Below are 25,733 nucleotides of genomic sequence, written 5' to 3'. Positions count from 1 at the left end.
CGATGACCCTGACAAGACGGACCTTTATGTTGGCGACACTCGCCCTGCCCGGCTGCACGGCACTCGGGGTTCTCAATGACGCGGCCGCTCCGCGCGATACCTATGCCTTGCAGCCTGTCAGCAGCGCCGGTCAGACAAGACGATCATCGCGGACATTGCTGGTGCTTGAGCCAAGCGCCGCTGCCGCGATCGCCACCGACCGGATCTTGATCAAGCAGGACCCGCTCTCTGTCACTTATCTGCCTGATGCGCGCTGGGCCGATACCGTGCCGAATATGTTCCAGACGGTCCTGATCCAGTCAATCGCGTCCAGTGGGCAGATCGGCTTTGTGGGCGCACAAGGGGCGGGCCCCGTGCCTGATGCGGTGCTGCTGACGCGGATTGATGCCTTCGGGGTTGATCGGCAAACAGATGGCAGTTTTGTGGCGCGGGTGTCGTTCGAGCTGACTGTGTTGCGTGACCGCGATCAAAGGGTGTTGGGCACACAGCGGTTTGCCACGGTGTTGCCGGTTGCCGATGATCGGGCCGATACAATTGCAAGGAGCTTTCAAGCGGCACTTGAGGCGCTCTTGCCGCAGGCGCTGCCATGGGTCGCCGCACGGGTGGGGTGAATGGCATAGGTGCGGTCGCCCTATGGCACGGGCCATAAATCGCGCAACTCTTGTGGCAGGCACGCGCGAACATCTTCTACTTCGCCGCGTGAGATATGGGCATTGATGACGTTGAAGACCGCCTTGATGTCTTTTGATCCCTGATAGTCGATCACATCGCCGACCTGCGCATCGACCGCCGCGATGAAATCCGCGGCGTGGCGTTCCTGAACCGGCGTCAGTTTTGGCTGCCAGCCTTCGAAGAACATCCCGCGCACAAGCATCGGAAGCTGCGCCGAAAACTGTGCCATTTCATCGACCGGAAGATGATCACGAATTTTGGTCAGTACAGTACGCAGCAAGCGCAGGACCTCGCGTTCATTGGTCCAACCGGTGCGTCCGGCCAGATCGTTCACCCATTCATGTGCCTCATGGGTCGTGCGTTCAAAGACATGGATCATCCGGCTCATCACAAATTTCCTTTTCACTGGGTTTACGAACCACTGGTACCGGAACGCACGGGGCTGGTATTGATCAAAATCAAAGCACGTTGGGGGCGAAGCTGACATAGCTGGGGCATCTGGATTACGGGCGGAATGAGTGCGCCCCATCCCAAAGTTATGGAAGGACAGGCACGTGGCTTTTGAAGAACGCAAAGCACAGATCGAAAACCGGATTGCAGAGCTGACTGCGCATATGCAGAAGATTTCTGACGATCTTGATCAACCCCTTCCGGCCGATCTTGAAGATCAGGCTATTGATCTTGAAGACGACGAAGTCCTGAGCAGCCTTGGACTGAGCAATCAGAAAGAGGTGGGGCTCTTGAATGATGCGTTGAAACGGATCGCGAAGGGCACCTATGGCATTTGCGCCAAATGCGGAGGTGACATCTCTCCGGAACGTCTGGATGCCGTGCCCTACGCCGTCACCTGCCGCAAATGTATGGGGTAGGATTGATTTCGATCAATGAAGGCGCTGAGCCATCTATATATTCCGATATCGTAATGTATTTTATGAGGAGAAACTGATGCCTTATCCTTTTGATATGACGATCAAACCCCATGTTTCGCCCTTCTTTGACGAGGCAACAAATACGATCAGCTATGTCGTGTCGGAACCTGACGGTGATCATTGCGCGATCATTGATAGTGTGCTGGATATCGACTATGCCGCAGGCCGCCTAACCTATGACAGCGCCGATGCGCTGATCGCTGAAGTCGAGCGGCGCAGCCTGAAGCTCGACTGGATCATCGAGACCCATGTGCACGCCGACCACCTAAGCGCAGCCCCCTATATTCAGGAAAAGCTGGGTGGCAAGATCGGTGTAGGTGAGAAGATCACAGTTGTGCAGGACACTTTTGGCAAGATCTTTAACGCAGGCACGGAATTCCAGCGCGACGGATCGCAGTTTGATGCTTTGTTCAAAGAAGGCGACACTTATCAGATCGGGAATATGCAAGCTTTTGTCATTGCCACGCCGGGGCATACACCTGCCTGTATGGTGCATGTTATCGGTGATGCCTGTTTTGTCGGTGATACGCTGTTTATGCCTGACGGCGGATCCGCACGTGCCGATTTCCCCGGTGGTGACGCGGGCACGCTCTATGACAGCATCCAGAAGGTGTTGGCCCTGCCCGACGACATGCGTCTTTTCATGTGCCATGACTACGGTCCCAATGGACGCGATATTAAATGGGAAACCACTGTCGCCGAGGAAAAAGCCCATAATATCCACGTAGGTCACGGCAAGACGCGCGACGAGTTCATCAAATTCCGCACAGAGCGCGATGCGACGCTGGATATGCCCCGCCTGATCATTCCGTCGCTACAGGTGAACATGCGTGCGGGCGAAGTGCCGAGAGATCAGGACGGCAACGAGATGCTCAAAGTGCCGTTGAACAAGCTCTAGGCAGGTGCGCGGGCTTGATCCTCGCGGAAATAACCCCGCCCAGTGTAACTGAACGGGGCTATTGTCGCTCTGCTGGCTACGCATTTCGTCTAGACGGGGGTGTGTTTGGTTTGGCCATCGACGACCGGCATCATTTCCATTCCCATCTTGATCAGCTTGCCTGTCTCAAGGGTGTATTGGGCGTAGGTTTTTTCTAGGAACGTCATCTGCACTTTCTGCAATTCCTCGGCGGACTTGCATTTCAACAGTTCGCCTTGGGTCTTGGCATCTTCGCGGATCCGGTCTGCGATAAAATTCGCAACTTCGGCGTTGATTTCGGCAACTTTGTCAAACCATCCGGTATGCATCAATCCCAATGGATAGAGTCCCGCATCCTCGAATTGTTTCATCCATGCCTTACCCATTGTGAGCAGGGTATCATTAGCGGCAGTCTCATTTTCTGATTTCGACATCATCTGTTCCCCTTGTTTCTTACTGCAGAGATTTTAGCGCGTTGCGACGAAATCGGCGTTGACATGCATCAAGTTTGACAGCGCGCGCGGGGATCACTGCCTAGACCAGCATGATTTCAGTCAGATGATCAGGGAGTTCAGTCAGCGGGATATGTGTCAGATCTTTGGGTACCTCGGCGCGCAAAGCAGATTTGACTTTCGGCGTCAGCGCCTTGCGCAGGATACCCAGCATGGCGGGAGAGGCCACAAGAACAAGACGCTCAAATTCGCCTTGATCCAGCGCAGCCTCGAGACAGGCAACAATGTCATCGGCAAATGCTGCCGCTGCGAGCCCTTTGAAATCGGGGTCAGAGATATTGCCACGGTTTGGCCCAACGGGCGCAGTGGTCATTCCCGGGGCATCGGATAGTTCAGTGACAGGCGGCGCTTCCAGTCCCTCGGTGCTGTGGCCGTAGATGCCCTTTCCGGGGCCATCATTGACGGCAATCCGCACGTGTTTGGAATCCGCCAGTACAATCCACGTTTTATGTGGTTTCATCGCCGTTTCTCCCGTGAGTTTCGGGCAATCTATGGGCATGGCGCGGGGTGCAGTTGATTTTTCTCAATAATAGGAGTCACTCTGCGTGAACACTCAGTGTGGAAAGGCAGACCCTGATGAGCGATGACCAACGCGATGCGCTTTTGTTCATGGCCCTGCTCGATGCGATGCCTGATGCGGTTCTGGTGAGTAATGCCGAAGGCGTGATCCTGCAGGCCAATCCCGCTGTTGGGCGTCTCTTTGGCCATGATCCTGCGGAATTGATTGGCGAAAGCGTCAATATCCTGATGCCGCAGGCGCTCGCGGATCGGCACAATGGCTTTATGGAAAACTATCTGACTACCGGCATTGAGCGGGTTATCGGGTTGGGGCGTGCCGTCGAAGGGCTGCGGCGCGATGGCACCGCCTTTCCGTTGCATTTGTCCATCGGGAAGGCCGAGCAGGCAGGACAGACCTACTTTATCGCAATCCTGCACGATCAGAGTAAACGCAAGGCGGCCGAGGATGCCCTGGCGCGGTCTGCGCGTGTCGATGCGATCGGCCAGATGACCAGCGGGATCAGTCACGATTTCAGCAATATCTTGACCGTCATTATTGGCAATCTCGAGCTGTTGGAGGCAAGGATCGACGGCGAGGACAATCAGGCAATTCTGTCTGATGCGGTCGAGGCGGCGCATTTGGGTGCAGAACTGACTGCGGGGATCAGCGCATTTGCGCGCACCACAATGACGCATTGCGACCCTACCGACGTGAATGAGGCCTGTGATGCAGCCACGGTCCTCATCCGGCGCACCTTTGATCCGCAGTACGACATCAGCTTTGAGCGCAGCGATCCGTTACCGATTGTCCTCGCCGATACCACGCAGTTGCAATCCGCGCTGATCAACATCGCGCTGAACGCCCGTGATGCGATGCCTGATGGTGGCAAGTTGATCATCCGCACAGAGACCATCCTGATAGATGACACTTACGTCGCGCAGGAACTTGACGTGGCGCAGGGCCACTATGTCCGCATTTCTGTGACCGATACCGGCATCGGCATGGGGCCGGACACGCAACAAAAGGCGTTTGAACCGTTCTTTACGACAAAACCCATCGGGCGCGGCACCGGACTTGGGCTTGCGATGGTTTATGGCTTTGTGCGGCAATGCAGTGGCCATGTTGCAATCTACAGCGAGATAGGGCTGGGAACGACAGTCGCGCTGTATTTTCCGATCCTAGGTGAAGCCCCTGTAATGCGCCGCACCGCCGGAGAAAGCATCAACCGCCACGCGGCGAACGGGGAATCTGTCTTGGTGGTTGAAGACAACCCTCAGGTGCGCCGTCTGACTGTCGCGCGGCTCAAGGAGTTGGGCTATGTTGTTGAAGAATGCGGGTCCGGCGATGATGCTGCCGAAATACTGCGTCAGAAAGACACGATAGACGCGGTGTTTACCGATCTGGTGATGCCAGGGGAACTGGATGGCCTCGCGCTCGCACGGCACATCGTGGCGACCTATCCGCACATCCGTATTCTGCTGACGTCAGGCTATGGCGAAGACATCCTCAACGCCAAAAACACCGATACAAATCTGCAAATTCTGCGCAAACCTTACCGTCAGTCGGATCTGGCCAATGCGCTTTCGGCGCTATTCGATGGTGGATGATTGTCACAGTCCCGGACGTCACATGTGAACGAATATCCGATGCCGCGGATGGTCGATATCAACCGTGGTGATGCGGGGTTGCGTTCAATCTTCTTGCGCAGACGGGCAATCTGGTTGTCGATGGTGCGGTCAAGCGGCGCATAGCTTTGCCCGCCTGTCAGATCCATCAGTTGTTCGCGCGAAAGCACGCGTTTCGGGCGGCGCAAAAAGACCTCTAGCAACGTAAACTCGCCGCTTGTGAGGTCGACCAAGTCATGGTTGCGGTCCAGCAGTTTCATTTCTGCAGGTATGGCGACCATATCGTCGAACACCCAGCACGGGCTATCGGGCGGCAATACTGTCGGCTGGGCTGTGCGCCGGGACCGGCGCAAGATTGTTTTGATGCGTGCAACCACTTCGCGCAGGTGAAACGGCTTTGAAATATAGTCGTCTGCGCCAATCTCGAGCCCGACGACGCGGTCAATCACGTCACTTTTTGCCGTCACCATGATGATCGGAACAGAGGACGTCTGGCGGATGGCCTTGGCCACGTCCAAGCCGTCATCTGGACCCAGATCAAGATCCAGCGTCACCAGATCGAACTGACCCTCAGCAAGCGCCTGAAGCGTCGCTGCCTTGTCGCCCGCTTCGTGGACCTCGCTGCCTTCGCCCTCAAAGCACCGGCGTAGCAAGGTTCTGATCTTTGGGTCATCATCGACGACCAAAATGACAGCGTTTTTCATGAACGGCCTCCGGTCCTTTCTACATTGGAAAGTAAGGGCTCGGCATAGGTGAACATAGTCTATTTCTGGCTTTGATACAAATTGATACAATTTGATACGCAACCTCCGGTATGTCCGATACGAAGACCGCGCAAGTGTCGTGCATCGCACAGAAGGAAGCTGCCATGTACGTCACCTCCTCGCCAGACTTTAATGATGACACAGCCGTCATTCCGGCCCGCAAGCCATCCATCGCGCGACAAGCGACGATAACGATCAAGCCGGGCAAGCATCTGTTCCTTGAAGATGACCCTGCTGGCCTGATCTATGAAGTTGCCAGCGGGGTTTTACGTCTGACCCGGATCATGGAAGACGGACGTCGGCAGGTTATCGCCTTTGGGTATCCCGGCGACACTGTCGGTTTCCCGAGCAACGGGCGCTATCACACAGACTGCGACGCGCTTGTGCCGACAACACTGATCGTGCACCGCCGCTCGGATCTTGAGAGCGCCAAGGGTGATCCAGAACTGCACCTGCGCCTGTTGCGGGCCGCTTTGCGTGAAATCAGCGGGATGCAGGACCATTTCATGATGCTGGGCCGCAAATCCTCGATTGAAAAGCTGGCGTCTTTCCTGCTGGTGCTTTCGGCACGTGTGGGCGAACCGCTCGGAGAGTATACACAAATCGCCTTGCCCATGACGCGTGCCGATATCGCGGATTTTCTGGGCCTGACCACGGAAACCATCAGCCGCACGTTCACGCAATTACGCAAGTCGCAGATCATCGCGATCGACCATGTGAACACTGTTGTTATTCTGAAACCCGTTGGTTTGCGTGCTATTGCGCAGGGCGACAGCGACTAGTCCTGAGTTCCCCCATGACTGCCGAGGCCGCGAATAAAGACGCGGACCTCGGTTTTTTCTGCACAATCGAAACAGATGCCGCATGACCTGCTGCGATTGAGCAATGTCAAAACCATCACGCATTGCCCCCGCTAGAACGGTCGTGACGCATCAACGCGTTCCAAAAACGATCGTAGCCTGTCGCGCCGGATGTTCCCGATGCGGCAGCTGAACCGGAGGATATCTTATGACCCTGCGCACCATCCTTGTCTGCCTGACCAGCACAGCCTCGGCGGCAGAACTCTTGCGGTCCGCCGCGGTTCTTGCACGGCGGGACAATGCCCATGTTATCGGGCTTTATGTCACGGAATCGCTGGTGGTTTACCCCGGCATTGCAGTTCATATCCCCGAGGTGAGCTATCAGAGTTTTATTGCCAGCCAAAAGGCGCATGCCAAAGAGGTGAAAGACATCTTTGACAGCTTCGCGAAATCCGAAGACTTCCCTACAGAGTGGCGGCAAGTCAGCAGCGAGAACGGATTTCTTGCCGATAGTATCATCACCAATGCCCGTTTTGTCGATCTGGTGGTGATGGCGCAAGAAGAGGACGGTGAAGAGCGGCCGCTGATCAACAGCCTGCAAGAACGGGTAATCAAAGAGGGCGGGCGTCCCGTGCTTGTTATTCCGCGTGGCTACACAGCCGAAAAGCTGGGTGAGACTGTCTTGTTGGGGTGGAGTGATACCCGCGAGGCGACACGGGCGGTACATGACATGATGAACGTGGTGAGTGCGGGTGCAACTGTGCGTGTTCTGCGCGTTGGCAAACCTCCTAGCAACACTCTGGCAGATCATGCCGCCATTGATCTTGCGACCGCACTCAGCCGGCATGGTCCCAGTGTCGAAATTGTGCATCGCGAAAAAGATGGTGAAACGGTCCCCGATATCCTTGGGCATGACGCCTTTGAGATGGGCGCGGATATGATCGCCACAGGCGCATTCGGTCATTCGCGGGCTTATGATTTCGTGATCGGCGCCGCGACGCGCCACCTGCTCCGTGATGCCAAGCTGCCGGTGATGTTCTCAAAATAGGACGGTGTTGAAGCTTCAGGAAATATCGGCCCAGATTGGCAGATGGTCCGAGGCCATCCGCGCAAGCGGGCTCTGATCGACCCCCGCATCGCCCAGCGTCAAACCATGCGAGAGCGCGAGCCTGTCCAGCGCTGCAATCGGACGGGCGGCGTGAAAACTCCGACCGGGGCTATGAAGGACAAAGCTTTCTTCCAGTGCCTCAAAGCCGCGTGTCACCGCCCATTCATTCATATCACCGATGATGGCCACCTTCTGGCTCGGGTCTAACCCTCCCACGATAGCGCGCAATTGGCTGCGGCGGGACTGGCGCAGCAATCCCAGATGCACCCCGATGATCGTGAAACCGTTCTCAAGCGTCACCGACACTGCGCCCCGCGGCTCGGCACCCGGCAAATCAATCCGGCTGGCGGTTTTCACTGCAATACCACGCCGGACCAGAACCGCATTGCCGTGCCAGCCGAGGCTGACGTTATTGGCGGCCAGTGGGACGACATCAAAATCGGTCGCCTGCGCAATCAGGTTTCTCGGTACCGCTGTCGGCCTGTCACCAAGCCTGCGGTCGGCCTCCTGCAGCGTGATCACATCCGCGTCCAGCGCATTGATCACGTCAAGCACGCGCCCGGGATCACGGCGGCCATCAAGACCGCGCGCCTTGCGGATGTTGTAACTGACCAGCCGGAGGGTGCGGTTCTTGCGGGAGTGTGTCATGATCGTCATATATGTAGGAAATGCAATATAAACAGAGGTCGCCTGTGTGAGCGTGGAACTTCGCCAACAAGGATATCTGGTCCGAGGCTTATGGGCCCTCTTGATTTTGGCAGCGGCGGCGGCCGCGTATGAAGGGCGCTGGTCACTCACATTTGTCGCTCTTGCAACACTCGCTTTGGCATTGGCGCCGCTTTTCCTGGCCCGCAGGCTCGACATCACCTTGCCGCTGCCTTTCGTCACTGCCGTCACTATCTTTGTGATCGCCTCAATCTTTATGGGTGAAGCCTTTGATTTTTATGAGCGGTTCTGGTGGTGGGACATCGCACTGCACGGCTCATCCGCCATCGGCTTTGGTTTGCTCGGGTTCGTCTTTGTGTTGATGATGTTCGAGGGCGATCGCTTTGCCGCGCCACCATGGGCGATGTGTCTGATGGCGTTCGGTCTGGCGGTAACCGTGGGTGCGTGTTGGGAAATCTTTGAATTTGCAATGGACCAGTGGTTCGGGCTGAACATGCAGAAATCAGGACTGCAGGACACGATGGGCGACCTGATTGTCGACGTCATCGGCGCGGCACTGGCCAGCTGGCTTGGCTATGTCTACCTGCGGGCCAAAGACCCGTCGTTCTGGACATGGCCAATTGACCGGTTCGTGGCACTGAACAAAAAGCTGTTCCGCAAACACAGGTAATCGCGTGACTAATGGTGACCCCGGCAGGATTCGAACCTGCAACCTGCCCCTTAGGAGGGGGCTGCTCTATCCAGTTGAGCCACGGGACCACCCGATGTGTTGAATGCATGGCTTTGCTGAATTGGTCAACTCTCATGCGGTTCTGGCTTTTGTCACAAAGCCCCGCTAACAATAGGGGGAACCACACACAGGACCTTTCATTTGACGAACAAACCAAGACGCCCACTGACCTTGCGCGATGTGTCAGAAGCATCCGGGGTCAGTGAAATGACCGTAAGTCGCGTGCTGCGGAACAAAGGGGACGTCAGCGCCGCGACACGGCAGAAAGTACAGGATGCCGCGAAATTGCTGGGCTATGTTCCCAACAAGATCGCCGGTGCGCTTGCCTCGCAGCGGGTCAATTTGGTCGCAGTGATCATTCCATCATTGGGCAACATGGTTTTCCCAGAGGTGCTCTCGGGGATTTCCGAGACGCTGGAAGATACCGACTTGCAGCCAGTGGTCGGCGTGACCGACTATCTGCCCGAGAAAGAAGAGAAAGTTCTGTTTGAAATGCTCTCATGGCGGCCCTCGGGCGTGATCATCGCAGGGCTGGAACATTCCGAGGCGTCGCAAGCTATGCTGCGGCAGGCGGGTATTCCTGTGGTCGAAATCATGGATACCGATGGCGAACCGATTGACCATTGCGTCGGCATTTCCCACCGCCGTGCGGGACGCAAGATGGCGGAAGAGATTATCGCTGCCGGTTACAAGCGGATCGGCTTTATGGGCACAAAGATGCCGCTCGATCACCGCGCGCGCAAGCGGTTCGAGGGGTTCACGCGGACGCTTGCAAAGGCAGGTATCGAGATCGCGGATCAGGAGTTCTATTCCGGCGGCTCGGCCCTTGCGAAAGGCCGCGAGATGACGGCCAAGATGATCGAACGCACGCCGGATCTGGATTTCCTGTATTACTCGAATGACATGATCGGTGCGGGTGGTCTGCTTTATCTTTTGGAACAGGGCATTGATGTGCCCGGCAAGGTGGGATTGGCCGGTTTCAACGGGGTCGAGCTTTTGGATGGCTTGCCGCGCCGGTTGGCCACGATGGATGCCTGCCGCCGTGAAATTGGCCAGAAAGCTGCGCGGATTATCGCGGCGCTCAATGCCGGTGAGGACGTGCCGGACGGCCCCGTTATTGCGCTGGAACCCATCCTTGCGGCGGGTGATACCCTGCGCCGCTAGATCATGCGAATGACGTCTTTGTCGATTGCCAGAACATAGCCTTTGCGCGCGATGTTCTTGACCAAAAGTTCGCTCATCATCTGATTACCCAGCGTATCACGCAGGCGCTTGATGCGGGTTGCCCCTGCGGCCTCATCGCAGTCGGCGGCATCACGCCCCGAGATCACGCCTTCAATCTCGGCGCCGGTCAGCACCTCGTCGTCCATGCGTGCTTCGGCCAGAACGGACAGTGTTTCAATCGCGGCATCGGTGAGTTTGAATTCGAAATCATTCAGATAAACCGCCTTCTCGTCACGGCTGATCGTCAAAGAATTGACCTCGATCCCTTGCCGTTCAATGCGGCCCATCCGGCGGTTCAGGGCGATCAGCATCACAAGGAAGGCGACCGCAGCAATCAAAAGGGCGGTCGCAAAGATCAGCAAAACGAAGATGACAAAGCGGTAAGACGCCAGCGTGTCAGAAAACGCCGTGCCGGACCCTGCGAGGATTTCGAGCAGCTTGATCTCGGCGTTGCTGGTCAGGTTATCATTTTCAATGAAAAGCCGTTCAACGCGCATATTGAATGCGTTGGCATCCGGCAGGTTGATAAACAACAGCACGGCAGCAATCGCCAAAATCAGAACAATGGCCGCGATCCCTGCGACAACAATCCTGTTGCCGATTTCGCGCGCTTCAGTAGCGGAGGAAGAATTCACCTGCGCTGTCCTTTCTTTCATCAAGGCCTGCGTCATCAAAGACGCCCAGCACATTCAATAGCTGCCAACCGTTACCGGCCAACCGATCACGCAGCTGGCTTTCGGCCGATCCGACCGAGCAGTCGCCCCGCACTTCGGCAACACCATAGTGTAGCCGCAAAGGATCGTCCTGTTTTGCCTTGTAATCGGCATAGCAGGCGGCCTGCGCGATGGTCGTGCTCAGCATGAGCGCCATGAATGAGAAAGAAAGTTGTTTCATGTCCCCACCTGATCGAAAGCAGTTGTGATATTCAATAACGCCGAATGTTATCGCGATGGCAATCCTATAACCATCCCCCGTTATTGTTTGGCAAGTCACGTTTACCGCACTTTCGGTTCATAGCCCACACAGGCAAACGAACCGAAAGGAAACACGATGTTGAAATCAATGACTGCTGCAATAACAGCGCTGTCGCTGACCTTTGCCACCATGACACCCGCCTACGCCCAAGGTCTGGACCGCGAAGATGTCGGCAAATTGATCATTGGCTTGGCTGCCGCAGCGGTGATCGGCTCTGCGATTGAACAGAACCGCAATCGCGCCGAGCCTGCCACCCCAGCGCGCAATAACCACCAGTGGAACGGGATCAACCGCAACAACGGTTGGTCTGACCTGAACCGGCACGAAGAACGCAGCCGCCAGAACCGTCGCACCTTGCCCTATACCTGTCTGCGCCGTGTCGAGACGCGCTTTGGCACCCAGCGCATGTTCGGCAAGCGCTGCCTTGATAACAACTACCGCTTTGCAAGCCGTCTGCCCGACCGTTGCGCTGTCCGCATCTGGACGAGCGACGGGCCACGTAACGGCTTTGATCCCCTTTGCCTGCGCGAGCAAGGCTACCGGACTGACCGACGTAACTAAGTCGGGCAGGTGTGCGGCTGCTTGCCCCAGTTGCCGCACCACCTTGGGTGCTTTGCCAGTAAAACAAGTACGCCGCTTAGTGCGTGATCTGGCGACGCCCAGTGTGGGGCAGAGAGGTTGGACATGGCTCTCTGCCCCTTTTTCCTTGAAGTGACCGACATGTTCTGGTCACTGACCTTATGACCAAACCTGATTTTAGTTTTGAACACGCTGCTCAAACGCGCGGCTTTTTGCACATCGCCGGCGTCGATGAGGTCGGGCGCGGCCCGCTGGCGGGACCAGTCGTTGCGGCGGCTGTGATACTCGATCCTGCGAACATACCGGCAGGGCTGAATGACAGTAAGAAACTGACTGCGAAAAAGCGTGACGCGCTCTATGATGAGTTGCTGGCAGTGGCAGATGTCTCTATCGCCGAAGCGACAGTGGCCGAGATTGATACGCACAACATTCTGCGCGCATCCCATATCGCGATGGTCCGCGCTGTTGCGGGCCTGCGGCAAACCGCCGACTATGCGCTGATCGACGGCAATATGGTGCCGCGTGATTTGGTGATCCCCTGCGAGACAATCATCAAGGGCGACGCACGCAGTTTGAGCATCGCCGCCGCTTCTATCGTCGCCAAAGTGTGGCGCGACAGACACATGGTGGCATTGGCGCAACAGCACCCCCACTACGGGTGGGAAAACAACGCCGGATACCCCACAGCCCAACATAAATTGGGGCTTGAGCAGTTTGGCGTGTCTGAACACCATAGGCGTTCATTCAGGCCAATACACAATATCTTGTATCAAGATAAAAACGTAAGTGACTGAATCAATAAAGATTTTGACACGGAATCGCCTCTGACTCACATTGGGGTCAACCAAAGAGCGGGAACACCCGCCGGGGCTTAGAGGCAAGTTATGACGATCAAAACGAAAACGAAGGGGGCGCAAGCGCTCCCGCTGAATACGATTATTGATGGTGATTGCATCGAGGTGATGAACAGCCTGCCTGCAGGGTCTGTTGATTTGATCTTTGCGGATCCCCCATACAACCTACAGCTCAAGGGCGATCTGCATCGCCCCGATAACTCCAAGGTCGATGCCGTCGATGACGCATGGGACCAGTTCGATAGCTTCAAGGTTTATGACCAGTTCACCAAAGCATGGCTGGCCGCTGCCCGCCGCTTGTTGAAACCGAATGGCGCGATCTGGGTCATCGGCAGCTATCACAACGTCTTCCGCATGGGCGCCGAATTGCAGAACCAGGGGTTCTGGATTCTCAATGATGTCGTTTGGCGCAAATCCAACCCGATGCCGAACTTTCGCGGCAAGCGCCTGACCAACGCCCATGAGACACTGATCTGGGCCTCGAAAGAAGAGGCCAGCAAGTACACCTTCAATTACGAAGCGCTCAAAGCCCTCAACGAGGGCGTGCAGATGCGGTCGGACTGGGTTCTGCCCATCTGCACCGGTCATGAGCGGCTGAAGAATGACGAAGGCGAAAAGGCGCATCCCACGCAAAAACCGCAGTCCCTCTTGCACCGCGTCCTTGTTGCCACCACTAACCCCGGCGATGTGGTCCTTGACCCCTTCTTCGGGACTGGCACCACAGGCGCGGTCGCAAAAATGCTGGGCCGCGATTTCATCGGGATCGAGCGCGAAGAGGCCTACCGCAAGGTGGCCGAGAAGCGCATCAAAAACACCCGCAAGTTCGATAACGAAGCCTTGCAGGTGTCCACCTCCAAACGTGCCGAACCGCGTGTTGCCTTCGGCGTCTTGGTCGAGCGCGGCATGTTGCGCCCCGGCGAGGAATTGTGGAGCATGAATGGCCGTCACAAAGCCAAGGTCCGTGCTGACGGCACGTTGATCGGTGACGACATCAAAGGATCTATCCATCAGGTCGGTGCCTTCCTTGAAGGCGCACCAAGCTGCAACGGCTGGACCTATTGGCAATTTAAACGCGACGGGCAAAAGGTGCCCATTGATCTGCTGCGCCAGCAGATCCGCTCCGAGATGGCGAAACACTAAGTTTTACCAAAGTTGATACCGCCGGTGCCTGCGGCAAGCCTGTCCAATACTGGATGGGCACGCGAGCACTAACTTTTCCCCCGCCATCCACTGTGATGGCGGGGCTTTTTTCTTTGCGGGGCTGCGTCAAAAGCAATCGTTGCTCCGTTGTGTCTGCTGGGCTAGCCTGAGCGCATGAAGCATGTCCCCAAAGAAACCACTGACGATGCCCTTATTCAGGAGTTCCTGAACAAAGGCGGTAAGGTCAGTCGCGGCAAAACCAAACCTTTGGCGGCCGAGCTTGGTCTGAGCAACAATGTTTGGAACAACAAGCTGACCAAGGAAGAGAAAGCCGCCCGCGACAAGAAATAATCCGGCAGGCCAGCAACACGCCTTGCGCCAGATCAAGGCCACCTTCGTGTTCCTCTTTCATGGTGGGGCCAAAGGAGACGCGCCAATGTTACCAATTACGGCAGATAAAATTGCAGAAGTCATCATTCTGGCGCGCGAGTTGGATCGCGCTGAGAATGAATTTGACGGATTTGTCGATCAGCTCAATGACGATGAAAAGACAGGACTGGTTGCAGTCTTCTGGATCGGGCGCGGCAGCTTCGAGGCTGAAGAACTGGCCGAGGCACTTGCCACGGCCGCGCGAGAGGCGACGACACCGACAGCCAGCTATTTGAAAGGGTCGCCGCATCTGGCCGATCATCTGGAGGCGGGGATGGCGGCTCTTGGTATGGATCCGTCAGAAGCCGAGGATGATCTTTACCGGCCCGCGTAAGGTGGATCTTGATCCACCTTACCTGATCAGCGCACAGCCCTTTCAAACCACGCCTGCGCTCTGCCCCAGACGCCGCCATCTATCTGGTGTAACGTCATCAGATGCGGCAAGAGCTGGTCGGCGAAATCCGCGCTGCTTTCTGCAGGTAACATCGAAGGCAGGTTGTCAATTGCTGTGACATCCAGCACCGGGTTGTCATGCACGCGCAGCGCTGGCGCATCCCATGTTGTCGTGCGGTCATAGACCTTGATGGGAGAAAAATCGCTGTCCGGGTCGCAGGCCACATCGCCGATGACACAGAGCCTCCGCTGGGCAGTCTTGGCACTTGCCGGGACAAAGACCGGCGTGCCGGGGCGGGCGAGGATACAGTTGAGAAAGATGTCATGGCGTAGCACTTCGGGAAACGGTCCGCCCGAGGCGGTTTCCGCCATATCCCATTGCGTGGTTGCCACACCCATTGCGGTACACAAATCGGCGGCTCCGGTACCAACACGTCCCAAGGCGCCGATGATCAACGCAGTCGGGCGCTCGGTGCCCAAAGCCATCAGAGCCTCTTGCAGATTGGCCAGCAGATGGTTTGCGCTGGGATAGGCCTTGACCGGCCCTGCGATCCGGCCATGCTGTTGCGCAATCCAGCACATCAGCGACACTGCCGCCCCCGCATAGCCAGCCCAATAACCGAACGCGGCAACGCGCCGCCCGTCCTCATGCGTGAGATACTCCAGATCATAAAGCGTACCACCGCCCGCCTTGAAGCGATCGAGCAGGACCTGTCCTGCGGGCTGCCCTTTATAGGCATGGCCGAACATGATGTGGCGATGGCGCAGAGGCGATCCATCGCTGGGCAATTCTTTTAATCCAAAGATGATCGCGTCGTCAGGCGCATCGGGCCAAGAGAACTCGGGTGCGACCGCGCACCCTGCTGCAACATAATCAGCCAGTGGCAGAATACGTTGCGTGCTTTCTTCCACGGTCACCCGAAACCCTGCCGCAATCAGCTTGGCGGCCCCTTGCGGCGTGATTCCGACGCGTTCCTCGTTGTCGCGGCTTTCCGCGCGTACCCAGAGATGGGTCATCACAGCAGTCCCTTTTCAAACACGGCCTGCACAGAGGCATGTGTATTCATTTCATGCTGAAACGCCACCAGCCGTGGATAATGCGCAATATCCACGCCGTCACCCGGTAGCCAGCTGAGCACAACATAGAGGTAAGCGTCAGATAGAACGCTGAGTTTGCCGGTCTCAAAGGGCAGGCTTGGCAGGTATTCTTCCAGATGGGCGGCGCACTCTGCCATGCGTTGGGGTACTTTGCGCTTCATATCCGCAAAAGAGCTGGGTTCATCCGCCCACCGTTCACCGCGCAGGCCATGGGCGTGATGCGGATGCATGGTGCCATTCAGATAAGACATCAGTTCGCGCATCTTGGCGGCGGCGAATGCGTCCTCCGGCACCAGTTGCGGGGCGATGTATTCCAGAATGGCAGGGGTCTCGGTCAGGATGCCGTCAGGTGTTTCCAACGTAGGGACGCGCCCCTTTGGATTCATTTTCAGATAATCATGCTTTGTTTGTTCACCGCTGGCAAAGTCGACACGGATCTTTTCGTGAGGGGTGCTGCACTCCTCCAGAATGATCGCAACAGCCACCGAAATGGTTCTGGGGGCGTAGTGAAGTCTCAACATGGGGCGATCCTTTAGTAATGTGTGCGGGCATGCAGGCGGTCATCCCGGTCCAGATGCGGGATGGCGTTGAAACTGGCCAAAATCGGCCCCTGCGGTATGACGTGTATGCGATGGAGCGAGCTATTCATAATCGGCAGCAGGACATGCGCCATCCGCGTCGGGTTGAGATCAAGCAAATGCCGCATGATCATACCGATAACCCCGCCCGATGTGACGCAAAGCACGCGTACGCCGGGTTTGGCGGCCTCTTGCAGCACAGAGGTCACGCGGCTCTCGAATGACGCAAAGGTTTCGTTCCCCATGATCTCGGCATTATGCCATGCTTCCATGACCTGCGGGACGTGCGCTGCAAATTCATCCGGTCCGGGAAACGGCACACCGTGCACATCCTCAAGCGCCTGCCCCAGATTGAAGTAATCCATCTCGTTCAGACGCGGATCAATCAGCGGGCTGTCATAGCCAATGCCCGCTGCGGTTTCGCGATGGCGCCGCAGGCTACCGGAAATTACCTTATCAAAGGCACCTTCGCGCTCTGACAGGTATTCACCCAGCCATTGCGCCTGTTGGTGTCCCAAAGAAGACAGCCGGTCATAGCTTTCTTCATCGGTTGCCGCGGAATTCGCCTGCCCATGCCGGACTAATATGATTTCGCCCATCAAGTCTCTCCTGAATTGACAGGGTTACGGGGTGTCAAAGCAGTTGGCAACGATTCAAACCCGTAGAGTCGGCAAAGATACGGCGCAACTGCTGATGTCGGTCCGAACGCGCCAATCCGTAATGTAGGGGGTGTCGTCGCCCTGCCGATGCGCGACGGTCAGACAGTTCCAGAATGTGCGTGCAATATCGTCGTCCAATCGACGATCACCTCTCATAGTCACAGGCCGATACCGTAAAGGTGCCGCCCTTTTGCGTTTTGGCGCGGGCTTCTCTCTTGTGAACCGATTCTCAGCGTGGGATTGTGACCCGCAAGAGCAGCAGAAATTGCACAAGCAGGGTATCCCGTGTCCACCACAGCGCTTTTGAGTGACATTTTCGGCTTTGATGCCTTCCGCCCGGGCCAACAAGAGATTGTTGAGGCAGTTGTTGCCGGTGAAAACACCCTCGCAATCATGCCGACAGGTGGCGGTAAATCCCTTTGCTTTCAATTGCCTGCTTTGGTGCGCGGCGGTGTCACTGTCGTCATATCGCCGTTGATTGCCCTGATGCGCGATCAGGTTCGCGGCCTGCGCGAAGCAGGGGTTGAAGCAGGCGCGCTGACCTCTGGCAATACGCCCGAAGAAACCGATGCCGTGTGGGAAGCCTTGGAAGCGGGCACGCTCAAGCTGCTTTATATGGCGCCCGAGCGGTTGGCCGCGGGCGGTACCATGAACATGCTGCGCCGTGTCGGGGTGAGCCTGATTGCTGTGGACGAGGCGCACTGCGTGAGCCAATGGGGCCATGATTTCCGCCCCGATTATCTGCGGATTGGTGAATTAAAGCGTCTGCTGGATGTGCCGCTGGCCGCGTTCACTGCGACGGCTGATGCCGAAACCCGCGAGGAGATTGTCCAGAAACTGTTCGATGGTCAGCAACCAGCCACATTCTTGAGGGGCTTTGACCGGCCCAATATCCATCTTGCCTTTGCCGTCAAAGACGGGCCACGCAACCAGATCCTGAATTTTGCGGGCGCGCGCAAAGGCCAGTCGGGGATCGTCTATTGCGGCACGCGTGCGAAAACCGAAACACTATCCAAGGCGCTGGCCGATGCAGGCCATAGCACCTGCCATTATCACGGCGGCATGGAGGCCGAGGACCGCCGGATTGTCGAACGCCGCTTTCAGCAAGAGGATGGCTTGATCGTTTGTGCCACTGTGGCCTTTGGCATGGGGATCGACAAACCCGATATCCGTTGGGTCGCCCACGCCGACCTGCCCAAATCCATCGAGGCCTATTATCAGGAGATTGGTCGCGCAGGGCGCGATGGCGACCCTGCCGAAACGCTCACACTGTTTGGTCCTGACGACATTCGCTATCGCCGCCAGCAGATCGACGAAGGGCTTGCGCCGCCCGAACGCCGTGCCGCTGATCACGGGCGACTGAACGCTCTTTTGGGCCTGGCCGAGGCCTTGCGCTGTCGTCGCCAGAACTTGCTTGAATATTTTGGCGAAAATCCGGAACCCTGTGGCAACTGCGACCTTTGCGATAAACCCGCCGAGGTGTTTGACGGTACCACGGCCGTGCGCATGGCGCTGTCGGCGGCACTGCGCACCGAGGAATGGTTCGGCGCGGGTCATCTGATTGATATCTTGCTGGGCACACCAACTGACAAGATCATGCAGCGCGACCATGATAGCTTGCCGACGTTTGGTGTGGGCAAGGACTATGACAAACGCCAATGGCAAGCGATTTTCCGGCAGATGATGGGGCATGATCTATTGCGCCCTGATCGCGAAAGGCACGGCGCGCTCCGGATGACCGAACATGCACGGCCCATCCTGCGGGGCGAGGCCACGATCGAATTGCGCCGCGATACGATCAAGGCCGCCCGTGGTACAGGTCCCAAGGTGCGCATGCTGGTCAGCGAGGACGATGCGCCATTGCTCTCTGCGCTTAAGGCAAAGCGGCGCTATCTGGCCGAGCAGGCGAATGTGCCCGCCTATATTATTTTCAACGACCGCACCTTGATCGAGATGGCGGAAAAGCGCCCCATGACCCTTGATGAGATGGCCCATATCGGTGGGGTGGGGGCCAAGAAACTTGCGACCTATGGTCAGGATTTCCTGTCAGTCATCGCAGGGGCGGTTGAGGAGGTGCATCCGATGCGCCGCAAACTTGCGGGCCGTGACGAGGGCGCGGTTTATGACCGTCTGATGCAGGCGCAGGCCCAGCTTACCCGTGGCCCGCACGGCGTGGATAAACCGATGAGCTGCTCTGCTTCGATGTTGGCCAAAGTGGCCCAGCTACGCAGTGCCGATATGGAGAACCTGACCCGTGTCATAGGTGACAAATACGCCGAAAGGTTTGGCGAGGCGTTTCTAGAGGTGCTAGAAGCCGGCTAAACGCAAAGAGGAATAATCACCATGCGCGCGATCACCTACACCGCCTTTGGGCCGGCCGCCGATGTCCTGACCCTAGAGGACCTGTCCACGCCAGACCCCGCAGCGGGCGAGGTTCTGGTCCGGTTGCAGACCTCTGGCGTCAACCCTTCTGACATCCGTGCGCGTGCAGGGGGCCGTCCCGGTGTTCCCAAGCCACCCTTTCCCAAGATCATCCCCCATAGCGATGGCGCTGGTGTTATCGAGGCGGTGGGCGAAGGCGTCTCGCCTGACCGGATTGGTCAGCGGGTCTGGATCTGGAACGGACAGTGGCAGCGTGCGTTTGGAACCGCTGCCGAGTATATCGCGTTGCCCGCAGGGCAGGCGGTGCCATTGCCCCAGAATGTGTCTTTCGCAGAAGGGGCGACACTTGGTATTCCGGGCCTCACGGCGGTTCACGCGGTGCTGGGCCAAGGCCCTGTTGCGGGTAAAAGGGTGCTGGTCAGCGGCGGTGCCGGTACCGTTGGCCATCTTGCTGTTCAGGTGGCGGCGGCTTCTGGTGCCGAAGTGATCGCAACCGCGCGGGGCCAAGAGGCGCTGCAATCGGTACGCGATGCGGGTGCGGCCCATGTATTTGACTATACGGACCCTGATTTAGGCGCGCAGATATTGGAGGCCACAGGCGGTCGTCCGATTGACCATATCGCCGAAGTCGAGTTCGGGAAAAACGCCGCGACCATCGCCGAGGTCATTGCGGAAAACGGGACGGTGTCCACTTATGGATCGGCCAAGGATATGACGCCTGTGGTCCCCTTTTATCCGCTGATGTTCAAAGCGGTGAACATCAAACTAGTGCTGGTTTACCTGCTGACGCCCGAAGAGCGGGAAAAGACCACGGATCAACTGAACGATTTGCTCGCACGTAATGCGTTGAACATCCGTATCTCGGATACGCTTGCTCTGGACCAATGCGCCAAAGCGCATGATATGATCGCGCGTGGTGATCGGTCGGGCTCTGTCATCCTGACACTCTAGATTGACCCGCCGCTGGCTTCGCTCTAGCAAGCGCACATTCTGACAAAGGGCAAAGACATGGCACGCAGACGCAAAGGTCGCGATATTTCGGGTTGGCTGGTGGTGGACAAACCCGCTGGCATTACCTCCACCGCGGTCGTCAATAAGGTGCGCTGGGCGCTGGATGCCAAAAAGGCGGGTCACGCAGGCACGCTTGATCCCGAAGCAACCGGTGTTCTGGCCGTTGCATTGGGCGAGGCCACGAAAACCGTGCCATACATCACCGATGCGCTGAAGGCCTATACGTTTACCGTGCGGCTTGGACAGGCCACAAATACCGATGACGCCGAGGGCGAAGTGATTGCGACCTCTGATCTGCGTCCTGATGATGCGGCGATCAAGGAAGCCTTGAGCAGCTTTGTTGGTGATATCATGCAGGTCCCGCCGCAGTTCTCTGCCGTGAAAGTGGATGGCGAACGCGCTTATAAAAAGGCCCGTGACGGCGAGGAAATGGAACTGGCTGCGCGTCCTTTATGGGTGGAAGAACTCTTGCTGATCGACCGCCCCGACGCCGACCATGTGGTGTTGGAAATGACCTGTGGCAAAGGCGGTTACGTGCGTTCCATCGCCCGCGATCTGGGCGAGGCGCTGGGCTGCAAGGCGCATGTGAAATCGCTGCGTCGCGTGTGGTCCGGCCCGTTTCAGGCCACGGATGGGGTGACCTTGGAACAGGTTGATGCATTGGCCAAAACGCCCGAACTCGATGCTTTTATACAACCCTTGGAGGTCGGGTTAAGCGACCTGCAAGAAGTGCGCTGTCTGGCCGAAAGCGTGGCCAAACTGCGCAATGGCAATCCTGCCTCGGTTATCGCCACAGGTGTCGAATTTGGTGATGAAGTCTGGGCCTCATACGAGGGTAAAGCGATTGCCGTGGGCACCTATCGCGGCGGTGAAATACAGCCATCGCGCGTGTTTGTCGTCTGATCCGGTGATCACCCGCACGCATATCAAAGATGACGCGCCCTCGGTCGCGACCTATTCGGATTGCGAGCGTTACCGCTATGCGTTGACGCGTACATGGGATGCACAGGGCAAACGGGTCTTGTTTGTCATGCTCAACCCTTCCAAGGCGACCGAGGTACAGAACGACCCGACCGTGGAGCGCTGCGAAAGACGCGCCCGTGCGTTGGGCTTTGGCGCGTTTCAGGTGACCAATATCTTTGCGTGGCGCGACACCGATCCCTTTGCGATGCGCAAGGCGGTCGATCCGGTCGGGCCTGAGAACGATGCTGCCATTCGGGATGGTGCACAGTGGGCGGATCAGATCATCGCTGCATGGGGGACGCATGGCGCGCATCTTGACCGTGGCCCGCAGACCGAGGCGCTTTTGCGTAGGCTGGGCAAGCCGATCTATACGCTGGGCCTAAGTAAGCACGGCCACCCCAAGCACCCGCTTTACATCAGCTACGCACAACAGCCTGTCATCTGGAACGCTGGGTGACGTTCCGAGTGCGTTAACCATCCATTCAGAATCTATACGTCTCGGCGTGCGCCGGATGGTATAGAGCTTGCCACGGGGTCGGGGGCGACTCGTTGATGACAGGTTTTTGAAATGCTTGCTCTGATTGGACTGATGGGGGTCACCATGACGGCCGTCATGATGCTCGACAATGATGAAACGGATGAAACGCAGGACGGGGTATCCGATGAGGATGATCCCAGTGTTGATATCGAGCCAGTCGACAACCTGCTTGCGACCGATGACGAAGACACAGTGATCTTTTCCGGCGCGCTGGATGACACTGTGCAGACAGGTGCCGGCAATGATTATCTGGATGGCGAAGACGGCGACGATTATCTGGTCAGCGGTGCGGGGGATGACACATTGCAGGGCGGTCGCGGTGATGATGTGCTTGTCGGTGGCGAGGGTAATGATCTGCTGAACGGGCATGTTGGCGATGATGTGCTGGCCGGTGATGCGGGTGATGATGCGCTGAATGGCGGCGGCGGCGATGATGTGCTGATGGGGGGCGCGGGCGATGATGCGCTGCTTGGCTCTTTGGGCGATGATCGTCTGGTTGGGGGCGCTGGTGCGGACACGCTTCATGGCGGGTCAGGCAACGATATTCTCTATGATCGGGGCGATGAGGATGTCGATTACCTGAATGGTGGCGCAGGCGATGATATCCTGATGGGCGGTGCGGGTGACAATCTGCATGGTGGAACAGGGGCTGATACCTTTGCGCTCTTGCATGGAAACGATGTCATCGTCGAAGATTTTGATGCGGCAGAGGACGTGATCGAGATCACCTATGAGGGTGCGCTGCCACAGCTTCGGACCGCAGATACAGAAGATGGGCTGGTCCTCTTCGCCGATGATGTGATTGTTGCGACTTTCCCTGATCTGGCAGATCTGGATGTGACACGGATCGCACTGGTTGCGGCGTAACAAATCGCTTTCCTTTTTCGCAGAATCCTCTTATTGCGACGCATCTGCGCGGGGTTTGCCCGCACGGACCCTCCACGGGCCTTTCTGGACGACATCCCGGATCGCGCCATTCACCTTTAACCAATAAGGAGACCCCGATGTCGATTACTGCTGAAGAAAAAGCACGGATCATGAAGGAATTTGCAACCAAAGAAGGCGACACCGGTTCGCCCGAAGTACAGGTTGCCATCCTGTCCAGCCGCATTGCGACGCTGACAGAGCACTTCAAGACCCACAAAAAAGACAACCACGGTCGCCGTGGTCTGCTGAAAATGGTCGCGCTGCGCCGCAAGCTTCTGGACTACACCAAGTCCAAAGACGAAGCACGCTACCAGAGCCTGATCGAGCGTCTGGGCCTGCGTCGCTAAGACGTTACGGTCGATAAGAGACGACAGAAAGCGCCCGCCATTTGGTGGGCGTTTTTTGTTGTGTAAAGGTCAGCTACGTGGGGAAAGCGACAGTTTCTGAACAGGTTTCGCGTTACCCGACGCAGCAGTCCGCTTTCAAGAACTGGACGAGTGCATTCACACTTGAAAGATTTGCCGCGTACCCGTCGGGTCAGTGCGCTGCGCGCAAAATCGCCACGCGCTCTTCTTTCGTCAAGGCGAACGGATTGCCCTTCATTGATGACGCATTGGACGCGGCATCCGCAACATCTGCATGGTCCTCAAGGCTCAGCCCCATTTCCCACAATCCGCGCAGTCCCTGTCCCTTGGACCAGCGCGCCAACGCAGAAATGCCTTGTCCCGGCCCATCCGGCGCAAATTGCGCATCGCACAGTGTTTCCACCCATTTCAGCCGTTTATAGATTTCTGTCCCTTTCTCTGCTTTGCCCAAATGGGACTTCAGAACAGCGGGAAGCAGAGCACCACATATTTCACCGTGCGGGGCGTTGGTTCTGCCACCGATCACACCCGCAAACCCGTGAACAGCGCCAAGCCCGGAATTTGCCAACGCCAAACCGCCGCATGTGCTGACCCACGCCATGTTATCCCATGCGTCCGGCGTGCCTTTTTCGACCACATCACGAAGCGACTTCAGACCTTTTGGAATTGCGGCAACGCAGAGCGCATCGGTCATCGGATTGGCTTTGACGGATAAGTAAGGCTCGATCACCTGTGTGACCGCATCCAACGCTGCCGCGAGCGTGACGGTCTTGGGCGCACCTTCCATCAACGCGGCATCAACGATGGCGATTTGTGGTATCATACGCCCGTCGCGCAGGCTTACCTTGATGCCGCGCTCCGGCACCGAGATGACCGCGTTTTTGGTCACCTCAGCCCCTGTCCCCGCAGTTGTGGGCAAGGCAATCATCGGAATTGGCGCATTTTCAAGCGGACGACCGTTGCCGACCACCTCAAGGTATTCGGAAGCCTCTCCTTCACAGGGGATCAGTGCAGCCAACGCCTTGGCGAAATCAATGACAGATCCGCCCCCCAGCGCGATAATCACATCGGGACGAAAATCACCCAGATGGTCCAAGGCTTCTGTGATATCGGGCAAGCTGGGTTCGCGGTGGCAACTGAGTGTGGTTGTACTCAACCCGGACTGTTCACAAGACGTCACCAGCCATTGCGCCCGCGAGGGGCGCGATCCATGAACCAATAAGACAGCAGTCCCGTAGGTCTTGGCCAGCGCGGCGGTCTGGGCGCTTTGACCACGCCCGAAATGGAGTGCGTGCGGACTGAGGAATGAAAACATCGTAGCTGTCCCTTATGACGCGCGTTGAAGATTGGCCGCTTCGTACCACTTGGCCATCACCGGCAAGGCGATCGGGTCGATCTTGCCAGCCATGCCGGCAGCCCCGAAACTCTCAAAACGATCACGGCACACCGCCGACATGGCGTCTACCCCCGGTGCGAGGTATTTTCGCGGATCAAATTCGCCGGGTGTTTCGGCGAAAACCTTTCGGATCGCACCGGTCAGTGCCATGCGCAGGTCTGTGTCGATATTCACCTTGCGCACACCATACTTGATCCCACGTACAATTTCCTCGACGGGAACGCCCCAGGTTGGCGCGATGTCGCCACCGTATGTGTTGATGATATCCTGCAGTTCCTGCGGGACGGAGGATGATCCGTGCATCACCAGATGCGTGTCAGGGATACGGGCATGAATATCTTTCAGTGCGTCCATCGCCAATATCTCTCCGTCGGGTTTGCGCGAAAACTTATAGGCCCCGTGTGACGTGCCAATCGCAACTGCCAACGCATCAACCTGTGTCAGACGCACAAAGGCCTCGGCTTCTTCGGGATCTGTCACAAGGGATGCACGATCCAGTTTCCCTTCGAAACCGTGGCCATCCTCGACCTCGCCCTTGCCGGTTTCAAGCGACCCCAGATGTCCTAGTTCCCCTTCAACCGAGACACCAACAAGATGCGCCATCTCTGTTACTTTCGCAGTGACAGCCACGTTGTAGGCAAAGTTCGCCGGTGTTTTGCCGTCGCTTTGCAAAGAGCCATCCATCATGACCGACGAAAAGCCGTTCGTAATCGCCGACATACATGTCGCGGGTGAATTCCCGTGATCTTGATGCATGCACACAGGGATATGCGGATAGAGCGCGATCGCGGCGCGGATCAGGTGCGACAGGACAATATCGTTCGCAAACGCACGTGCGCCACGGCTGGCCTGCATGATGACGGGGCTGTCTGTGGCATCAGCTGCTGACATGATTGCCAACATCTGTTCCATGTTGTTCACGTTAAAGGCGGGCAGCGCATAGGAGTGCTCGGCAGCGTGATCAAGAAGTTGGCGAAGCGATACAAGAGCCATAGAGGCGT

The 25,733-nt window shown here is 57.2% G+C and carries 31 protein-coding genes and 1 tRNA gene; 19 read left to right on the top strand and 13 right to left on the bottom strand.

Annotated elements, in window-relative coordinates; genetic code table 11:
• The first annotated feature begins 2 nt into the window (after window positions 1-2).
• Window positions 3-611 carry an ABC-type transport auxiliary lipoprotein family protein gene (locus tag B0B09_RS12360; protein WP_076660213.1) on the top strand — a complete coding sequence of 203 codons (609 nt, stop codon included), beginning with the start codon at window positions 3-5 and terminating at the stop codon, window positions 609-611.
• Window positions 612-631: 20 nt separating this feature from the next.
• On the opposite strand, the gene B0B09_RS12355 is transcribed toward B0B09_RS12360, so the two are convergent.
• Window positions 632-1,060: a DUF2267 domain-containing protein gene (locus B0B09_RS12355; RefSeq protein WP_110549959.1), complete on the bottom strand. Its 429-nt coding sequence runs from the start codon at window positions 1,058-1,060 to the stop codon at window positions 632-634.
• A gap of 166 nt (window positions 1,061-1,226) precedes the next feature.
• Between B0B09_RS12355 and B0B09_RS12350 the strand changes: the two genes are divergently transcribed.
• Window positions 1,227-1,541, top strand: coding sequence for a TraR/DksA family transcriptional regulator (locus B0B09_RS12350; protein WP_242654428.1), 315 nt, complete (start codon window positions 1,227-1,229; stop codon window positions 1,539-1,541).
• A gap of 76 nt (window positions 1,542-1,617) precedes the next feature.
• Entirely contained in the window at window positions 1,618-2,499 is an 882-nt protein-coding gene (locus B0B09_RS12345) for an MBL fold metallo-hydrolase (protein ID WP_076660208.1), read from the top strand.
• 89 nt (window positions 2,500-2,588) lie between these two features.
• On the opposite strand, the gene B0B09_RS12340 is transcribed toward B0B09_RS12345, so the two are convergent.
• Both B0B09_RS12340 and B0B09_RS12335 read right to left on the bottom strand, forming a co-directional pair.
• The gene (locus tag B0B09_RS12340) at window positions 2,589-2,951 is read right to left on the bottom strand and encodes a hypothetical protein (RefSeq protein WP_207552155.1); all 363 of its coding nucleotides are present in this window, start codon (window positions 2,949-2,951) and stop codon (window positions 2,589-2,591) included.
• A 100-nt stretch (window positions 2,952-3,051) separates the two neighbouring features.
• Entirely contained in the window at window positions 3,052-3,489 is a 438-nt protein-coding gene (locus B0B09_RS12335) for a host attachment protein (protein WP_076660205.1), read from the bottom strand.
• 116 nt (window positions 3,490-3,605) lie between these two features.
• Here B0B09_RS12335 and B0B09_RS12330 point away from each other — a divergent pair, with 116 nt between their 5' ends.
• Window positions 3,606-5,135: a PAS domain S-box protein gene (locus B0B09_RS12330; RefSeq protein WP_076660203.1), complete on the top strand. Its 1,530-nt coding sequence runs from the start codon at window positions 3,606-3,608 to the stop codon at window positions 5,133-5,135.
• Here the strand turns inward: B0B09_RS12330 and B0B09_RS12325 are convergent.
• Entirely contained in the window at window positions 5,087-5,857 is a 771-nt protein-coding gene (locus tag B0B09_RS12325) for a response regulator (RefSeq protein WP_076660200.1), read from the bottom strand. The two genes, B0B09_RS12330 and B0B09_RS12325, sit on opposite strands and share 49 nt — an antisense overlap.
• Before the next feature lie 110 nt (window positions 5,858-5,967).
• Here B0B09_RS12325 and B0B09_RS12320 point away from each other — a divergent pair, with 110 nt between their 5' ends.
• Both B0B09_RS12320 and B0B09_RS12315 read left to right on the top strand, forming a co-directional pair.
• On the top strand, window positions 5,968-6,699 hold the full coding sequence (locus B0B09_RS12320) for a helix-turn-helix domain-containing protein (RefSeq protein WP_242654426.1): 732 nt from the start codon (window positions 5,968-5,970) through the stop codon (window positions 6,697-6,699).
• Between the two features lie 226 nt (window positions 6,700-6,925).
• Window positions 6,926-7,765 (top strand): universal stress protein, encoded by an 840-nt coding sequence (locus B0B09_RS12315; protein ID WP_076660195.1) that lies wholly within the window; start codon window positions 6,926-6,928, stop codon window positions 7,763-7,765.
• 15 nt (window positions 7,766-7,780) lie between these two features.
• Here B0B09_RS12315 and B0B09_RS12310 read toward each other — a convergent pair whose 3' ends face one another.
• A complete protein-coding gene (locus B0B09_RS12310; protein ID WP_076660653.1) occupies window positions 7,781-8,473 on the bottom strand; it encodes an endonuclease/exonuclease/phosphatase family protein in 693 nt (230 codons plus the stop codon).
• Window positions 8,474-8,525: 52 nt separating this feature from the next.
• Here B0B09_RS12310 and B0B09_RS12305 point away from each other — a divergent pair, with 52 nt between their 5' ends.
• On the top strand, window positions 8,526-9,161 hold the full coding sequence (locus tag B0B09_RS12305; RefSeq protein ID WP_084190833.1) for a DUF2238 domain-containing protein: 636 nt from the start codon (window positions 8,526-8,528) through the stop codon (window positions 9,159-9,161).
• A gap of 12 nt (window positions 9,162-9,173) precedes the next feature.
• Here B0B09_RS12305 and B0B09_RS12300 read toward each other — a convergent pair.
• A tRNA-Arg gene (locus B0B09_RS12300) sits at window positions 9,174-9,250 on the bottom strand.
• A gap of 178 nt (window positions 9,251-9,428) precedes the next feature.
• Here B0B09_RS12300 and B0B09_RS12295 point away from each other — a divergent pair.
• On the top strand, window positions 9,429-10,385 hold the full coding sequence (locus B0B09_RS12295) for a LacI family DNA-binding transcriptional regulator (RefSeq protein WP_375342221.1): 957 nt from the start codon (window positions 9,429-9,431) through the stop codon (window positions 10,383-10,385).
• Here B0B09_RS12295 and B0B09_RS12290 read toward each other — a convergent pair.
• On the bottom strand, window positions 10,382-11,101 hold the full coding sequence (locus B0B09_RS12290; RefSeq protein WP_207552154.1) for a winged helix-turn-helix domain-containing protein: 720 nt from the start codon (window positions 11,099-11,101) through the stop codon (window positions 10,382-10,384). The genes B0B09_RS12295 and B0B09_RS12290 overlap by 4 nt on opposite strands.
• Window positions 11,058-11,339 carry a hypothetical protein gene (locus B0B09_RS12285; protein WP_055295093.1) on the bottom strand — a complete coding sequence of 94 codons (282 nt, stop codon included), beginning with the start codon at window positions 11,337-11,339 and terminating at the stop codon, window positions 11,058-11,060. Before B0B09_RS12285 ends, B0B09_RS12290 begins: the two co-directional genes overlap by 44 nt.
• A gap of 156 nt (window positions 11,340-11,495) precedes the next feature.
• Here B0B09_RS12285 and B0B09_RS12280 point away from each other — a divergent pair, with 156 nt between their 5' ends.
• The 5 genes from B0B09_RS12280 to B0B09_RS12265 all read left to right on the top strand — a co-directional run bounded on the left by B0B09_RS12280 (window position 11,496) and on the right by B0B09_RS12265 (window position 14,756).
• Window positions 11,496-11,981, top strand: a complete 486-nt coding sequence (locus B0B09_RS12280; protein WP_076660188.1) for a hypothetical protein — start codon at window positions 11,496-11,498, stop codon at window positions 11,979-11,981.
• A gap of 179 nt (window positions 11,982-12,160) precedes the next feature.
• Window positions 12,161-12,793, top strand: a complete 633-nt coding sequence (gene rnhB / locus B0B09_RS12275; protein ID WP_076660186.1) for a ribonuclease HII — start codon at window positions 12,161-12,163, stop codon at window positions 12,791-12,793.
• A gap of 90 nt (window positions 12,794-12,883) precedes the next feature.
• Window positions 12,884-13,993: a site-specific DNA-methyltransferase gene (locus B0B09_RS12270; RefSeq protein WP_207552153.1), complete on the top strand. Its 1,110-nt coding sequence runs from the start codon at window positions 12,884-12,886 to the stop codon at window positions 13,991-13,993.
• A gap of 174 nt (window positions 13,994-14,167) precedes the next feature.
• Window positions 14,168-14,344 carry a hypothetical protein gene (locus tag B0B09_RS17985; RefSeq protein WP_055295088.1) on the top strand — a complete coding sequence of 59 codons (177 nt, stop codon included), beginning with the start codon at window positions 14,168-14,170 and terminating at the stop codon, window positions 14,342-14,344.
• Between the two features lie 85 nt (window positions 14,345-14,429).
• Window positions 14,430-14,756, top strand: a complete 327-nt coding sequence (locus B0B09_RS12265) for a DUF3775 domain-containing protein (RefSeq protein ID WP_076660184.1) — start codon at window positions 14,430-14,432, stop codon at window positions 14,754-14,756.
• Between the two features lie 26 nt (window positions 14,757-14,782).
• Here B0B09_RS12265 and B0B09_RS12260 read toward each other — a convergent pair whose 3' ends face one another.
• From B0B09_RS12260 to B0B09_RS12250, 3 genes are read right to left on the bottom strand one after another with little or no spacing between them, the layout of a single operon-like run.
• The gene (locus tag B0B09_RS12260; protein ID WP_076660181.1) at window positions 14,783-15,832 is read right to left on the bottom strand and encodes a saccharopine dehydrogenase; all 1,050 of its coding nucleotides are present in this window, start codon (window positions 15,830-15,832) and stop codon (window positions 14,783-14,785) included.
• Window positions 15,832-16,434 (bottom strand): glutathione S-transferase family protein, encoded by a 603-nt coding sequence (locus tag B0B09_RS12255; protein ID WP_076660179.1) that lies wholly within the window; start codon window positions 16,432-16,434, stop codon window positions 15,832-15,834. The genes B0B09_RS12260 and B0B09_RS12255 overlap by 1 nt, the downstream gene beginning before the upstream one ends.
• 11 nt (window positions 16,435-16,445) lie before the next feature.
• The gene (locus tag B0B09_RS12250; RefSeq protein ID WP_076660177.1) at window positions 16,446-17,090 is read right to left on the bottom strand and encodes a histidine phosphatase family protein; all 645 of its coding nucleotides are present in this window, start codon (window positions 17,088-17,090) and stop codon (window positions 16,446-16,448) included.
• Window positions 17,091-17,435: 345 nt separating this feature from the next.
• On the opposite strand from B0B09_RS12250, the gene recQ reads away from it, so the two are divergent.
• From recQ to rpsO, 6 genes are all read left to right on the top strand, one after another.
• Window positions 17,436-19,472 (top strand): DNA helicase RecQ, encoded by a 2,037-nt coding sequence (recQ, locus tag B0B09_RS12245; protein WP_076660175.1) that lies wholly within the window; start codon window positions 17,436-17,438, stop codon window positions 19,470-19,472.
• A 21-nt stretch (window positions 19,473-19,493) separates the two neighbouring features.
• Window positions 19,494-20,483 (top strand): NADPH:quinone reductase, encoded by a 990-nt coding sequence (locus B0B09_RS12240; protein WP_076660174.1) that lies wholly within the window; start codon window positions 19,494-19,496, stop codon window positions 20,481-20,483.
• Window positions 20,484-20,540: 57 nt separating this feature from the next.
• Window positions 20,541-21,446: a tRNA pseudouridine(55) synthase TruB gene (gene truB / locus B0B09_RS12235; RefSeq protein ID WP_076660172.1), complete on the top strand. Its 906-nt coding sequence runs from the start codon at window positions 20,541-20,543 to the stop codon at window positions 21,444-21,446.
• 4 nt (window positions 21,447-21,450) lie between these two features.
• Window positions 21,451-21,963: a DUF1643 domain-containing protein gene (locus tag B0B09_RS12230; protein WP_076660652.1), complete on the top strand. Its 513-nt coding sequence runs from the start codon at window positions 21,451-21,453 to the stop codon at window positions 21,961-21,963.
• Window positions 21,964-22,074: 111 nt separating this feature from the next.
• Window positions 22,075-22,911, top strand: coding sequence for a calcium-binding protein (locus B0B09_RS12225; protein ID WP_242654425.1), 837 nt, complete (start codon window positions 22,075-22,077; stop codon window positions 22,909-22,911).
• 137 nt (window positions 22,912-23,048) lie between these two features.
• Window positions 23,049-23,318 carry a 30S ribosomal protein S15 gene (rpsO, locus tag B0B09_RS12220; protein ID WP_055295077.1) on the top strand — a complete coding sequence of 90 codons (270 nt, stop codon included), beginning with the start codon at window positions 23,049-23,051 and terminating at the stop codon, window positions 23,316-23,318.
• Between the two features lie 190 nt (window positions 23,319-23,508).
• On the opposite strand, the gene B0B09_RS12215 is transcribed toward rpsO, so the two are convergent.
• Both B0B09_RS12215 and fba read right to left on the bottom strand, forming a co-directional pair.
• Window positions 23,509-24,651, bottom strand: a complete 1,143-nt coding sequence (locus tag B0B09_RS12215) for an iron-containing alcohol dehydrogenase (protein WP_076660170.1) — start codon at window positions 24,649-24,651, stop codon at window positions 23,509-23,511.
• 12 nt (window positions 24,652-24,663) lie between these two features.
• Window positions 24,664-25,725, bottom strand: a complete 1,062-nt coding sequence (gene fba, locus B0B09_RS12210; RefSeq protein ID WP_076660168.1) for a class II fructose-bisphosphate aldolase — start codon at window positions 25,723-25,725, stop codon at window positions 24,664-24,666.
• Window positions 25,726-25,733 lie beyond the last annotated feature (8 nt).

The sequence above is a fragment of the Yoonia rosea genome, assembly GCF_900156505.1.
GTDB classification, from domain to species: domain Bacteria; phylum Pseudomonadota; class Alphaproteobacteria; order Rhodobacterales; family Rhodobacteraceae; genus Yoonia; species Yoonia rosea.
This window is presented reverse-complemented; position numbering and strand designations above follow the sequence as displayed.

Coding starts and splice junctions, on each gene's coding strand:
- B0B09_RS12360 (WP_076660213.1), top strand. CDS start 3: ATGACCCTGACAAGACGGACCTTTATGTTGGCGACACTCGCCCTGCCC.
- B0B09_RS12355 (WP_110549959.1), bottom strand. CDS start 1,060: ATGAGCCGGATGATCCATGTCTTTGAACGCACGACCCATGAGGCACAT.
- B0B09_RS12345 (WP_076660208.1), top strand. CDS start 1,618: ATGCCTTATCCTTTTGATATGACGATCAAACCCCATGTTTCGCCCTTC.
- B0B09_RS12340 (WP_207552155.1), bottom strand. CDS start 2,951: ATGTCGAAATCAGAAAATGAGACTGCCGCTAATGATACCCTGCTCACA.
- B0B09_RS12335 (WP_076660205.1), bottom strand. CDS start 3,489: ATGAAACCACATAAAACGTGGATTGTACTGGCGGATTCCAAACACGTG.
- B0B09_RS12330 (WP_076660203.1), top strand. CDS start 3,606: ATGAGCGATGACCAACGCGATGCGCTTTTGTTCATGGCCCTGCTCGAT.
- B0B09_RS12325 (WP_076660200.1), bottom strand. CDS start 5,857: ATGAAAAACGCTGTCATTTTGGTCGTCGATGATGACCCAAAGATCAGA.
- B0B09_RS12320 (WP_242654426.1), top strand. CDS start 5,968: ATGTCCGATACGAAGACCGCGCAAGTGTCGTGCATCGCACAGAAGGAA.
- B0B09_RS12315 (WP_076660195.1), top strand. CDS start 6,926: ATGACCCTGCGCACCATCCTTGTCTGCCTGACCAGCACAGCCTCGGCG.
- B0B09_RS12310 (WP_076660653.1), bottom strand. CDS start 8,473: ATGACACACTCCCGCAAGAACCGCACCCTCCGGCTGGTCAGTTACAAC.
- B0B09_RS12295 (WP_375342221.1), top strand. CDS start 9,429: ATGACCGTAAGTCGCGTGCTGCGGAACAAAGGGGACGTCAGCGCCGCG.
- B0B09_RS12290 (WP_207552154.1), bottom strand. CDS start 11,101: ATGAAAGAAAGGACAGCGCAGGTGAATTCTTCCTCCGCTACTGAAGCG.
- B0B09_RS12285 (WP_055295093.1), bottom strand. CDS start 11,339: ATGAAACAACTTTCTTTCTCATTCATGGCGCTCATGCTGAGCACGACC.
- B0B09_RS12280 (WP_076660188.1), top strand. CDS start 11,496: ATGTTGAAATCAATGACTGCTGCAATAACAGCGCTGTCGCTGACCTTT.
- rnhB (WP_076660186.1), top strand. CDS start 12,161: ATGACCAAACCTGATTTTAGTTTTGAACACGCTGCTCAAACGCGCGGC.
- B0B09_RS12270 (WP_207552153.1), top strand. CDS start 12,884: ATGACGATCAAAACGAAAACGAAGGGGGCGCAAGCGCTCCCGCTGAAT.
- B0B09_RS17985 (WP_055295088.1), top strand. CDS start 14,168: ATGAAGCATGTCCCCAAAGAAACCACTGACGATGCCCTTATTCAGGAG.
- B0B09_RS12265 (WP_076660184.1), top strand. CDS start 14,430: ATGTTACCAATTACGGCAGATAAAATTGCAGAAGTCATCATTCTGGCG.
- B0B09_RS12260 (WP_076660181.1), bottom strand. CDS start 15,832: ATGACCCATCTCTGGGTACGCGCGGAAAGCCGCGACAACGAGGAACGC.
- B0B09_RS12255 (WP_076660179.1), bottom strand. CDS start 16,434: ATGTTGAGACTTCACTACGCCCCCAGAACCATTTCGGTGGCTGTTGCG.
- B0B09_RS12250 (WP_076660177.1), bottom strand. CDS start 17,090: ATGGGCGAAATCATATTAGTCCGGCATGGGCAGGCGAATTCCGCGGCA.
- B0B09_RS12240 (WP_076660174.1), top strand. CDS start 19,494: ATGCGCGCGATCACCTACACCGCCTTTGGGCCGGCCGCCGATGTCCTG.
- truB (WP_076660172.1), top strand. CDS start 20,541: ATGGCACGCAGACGCAAAGGTCGCGATATTTCGGGTTGGCTGGTGGTG.
- B0B09_RS12225 (WP_242654425.1), top strand. CDS start 22,075: ATGCTTGCTCTGATTGGACTGATGGGGGTCACCATGACGGCCGTCATG.
- rpsO (WP_055295077.1), top strand. CDS start 23,049: ATGTCGATTACTGCTGAAGAAAAAGCACGGATCATGAAGGAATTTGCA.
- B0B09_RS12215 (WP_076660170.1), bottom strand. CDS start 24,651: ATGTTTTCATTCCTCAGTCCGCACGCACTCCATTTCGGGCGTGGTCAA.
- fba (WP_076660168.1), bottom strand. CDS start 25,725: ATGGCTCTTGTATCGCTTCGCCAACTTCTTGATCACGCTGCCGAGCAC.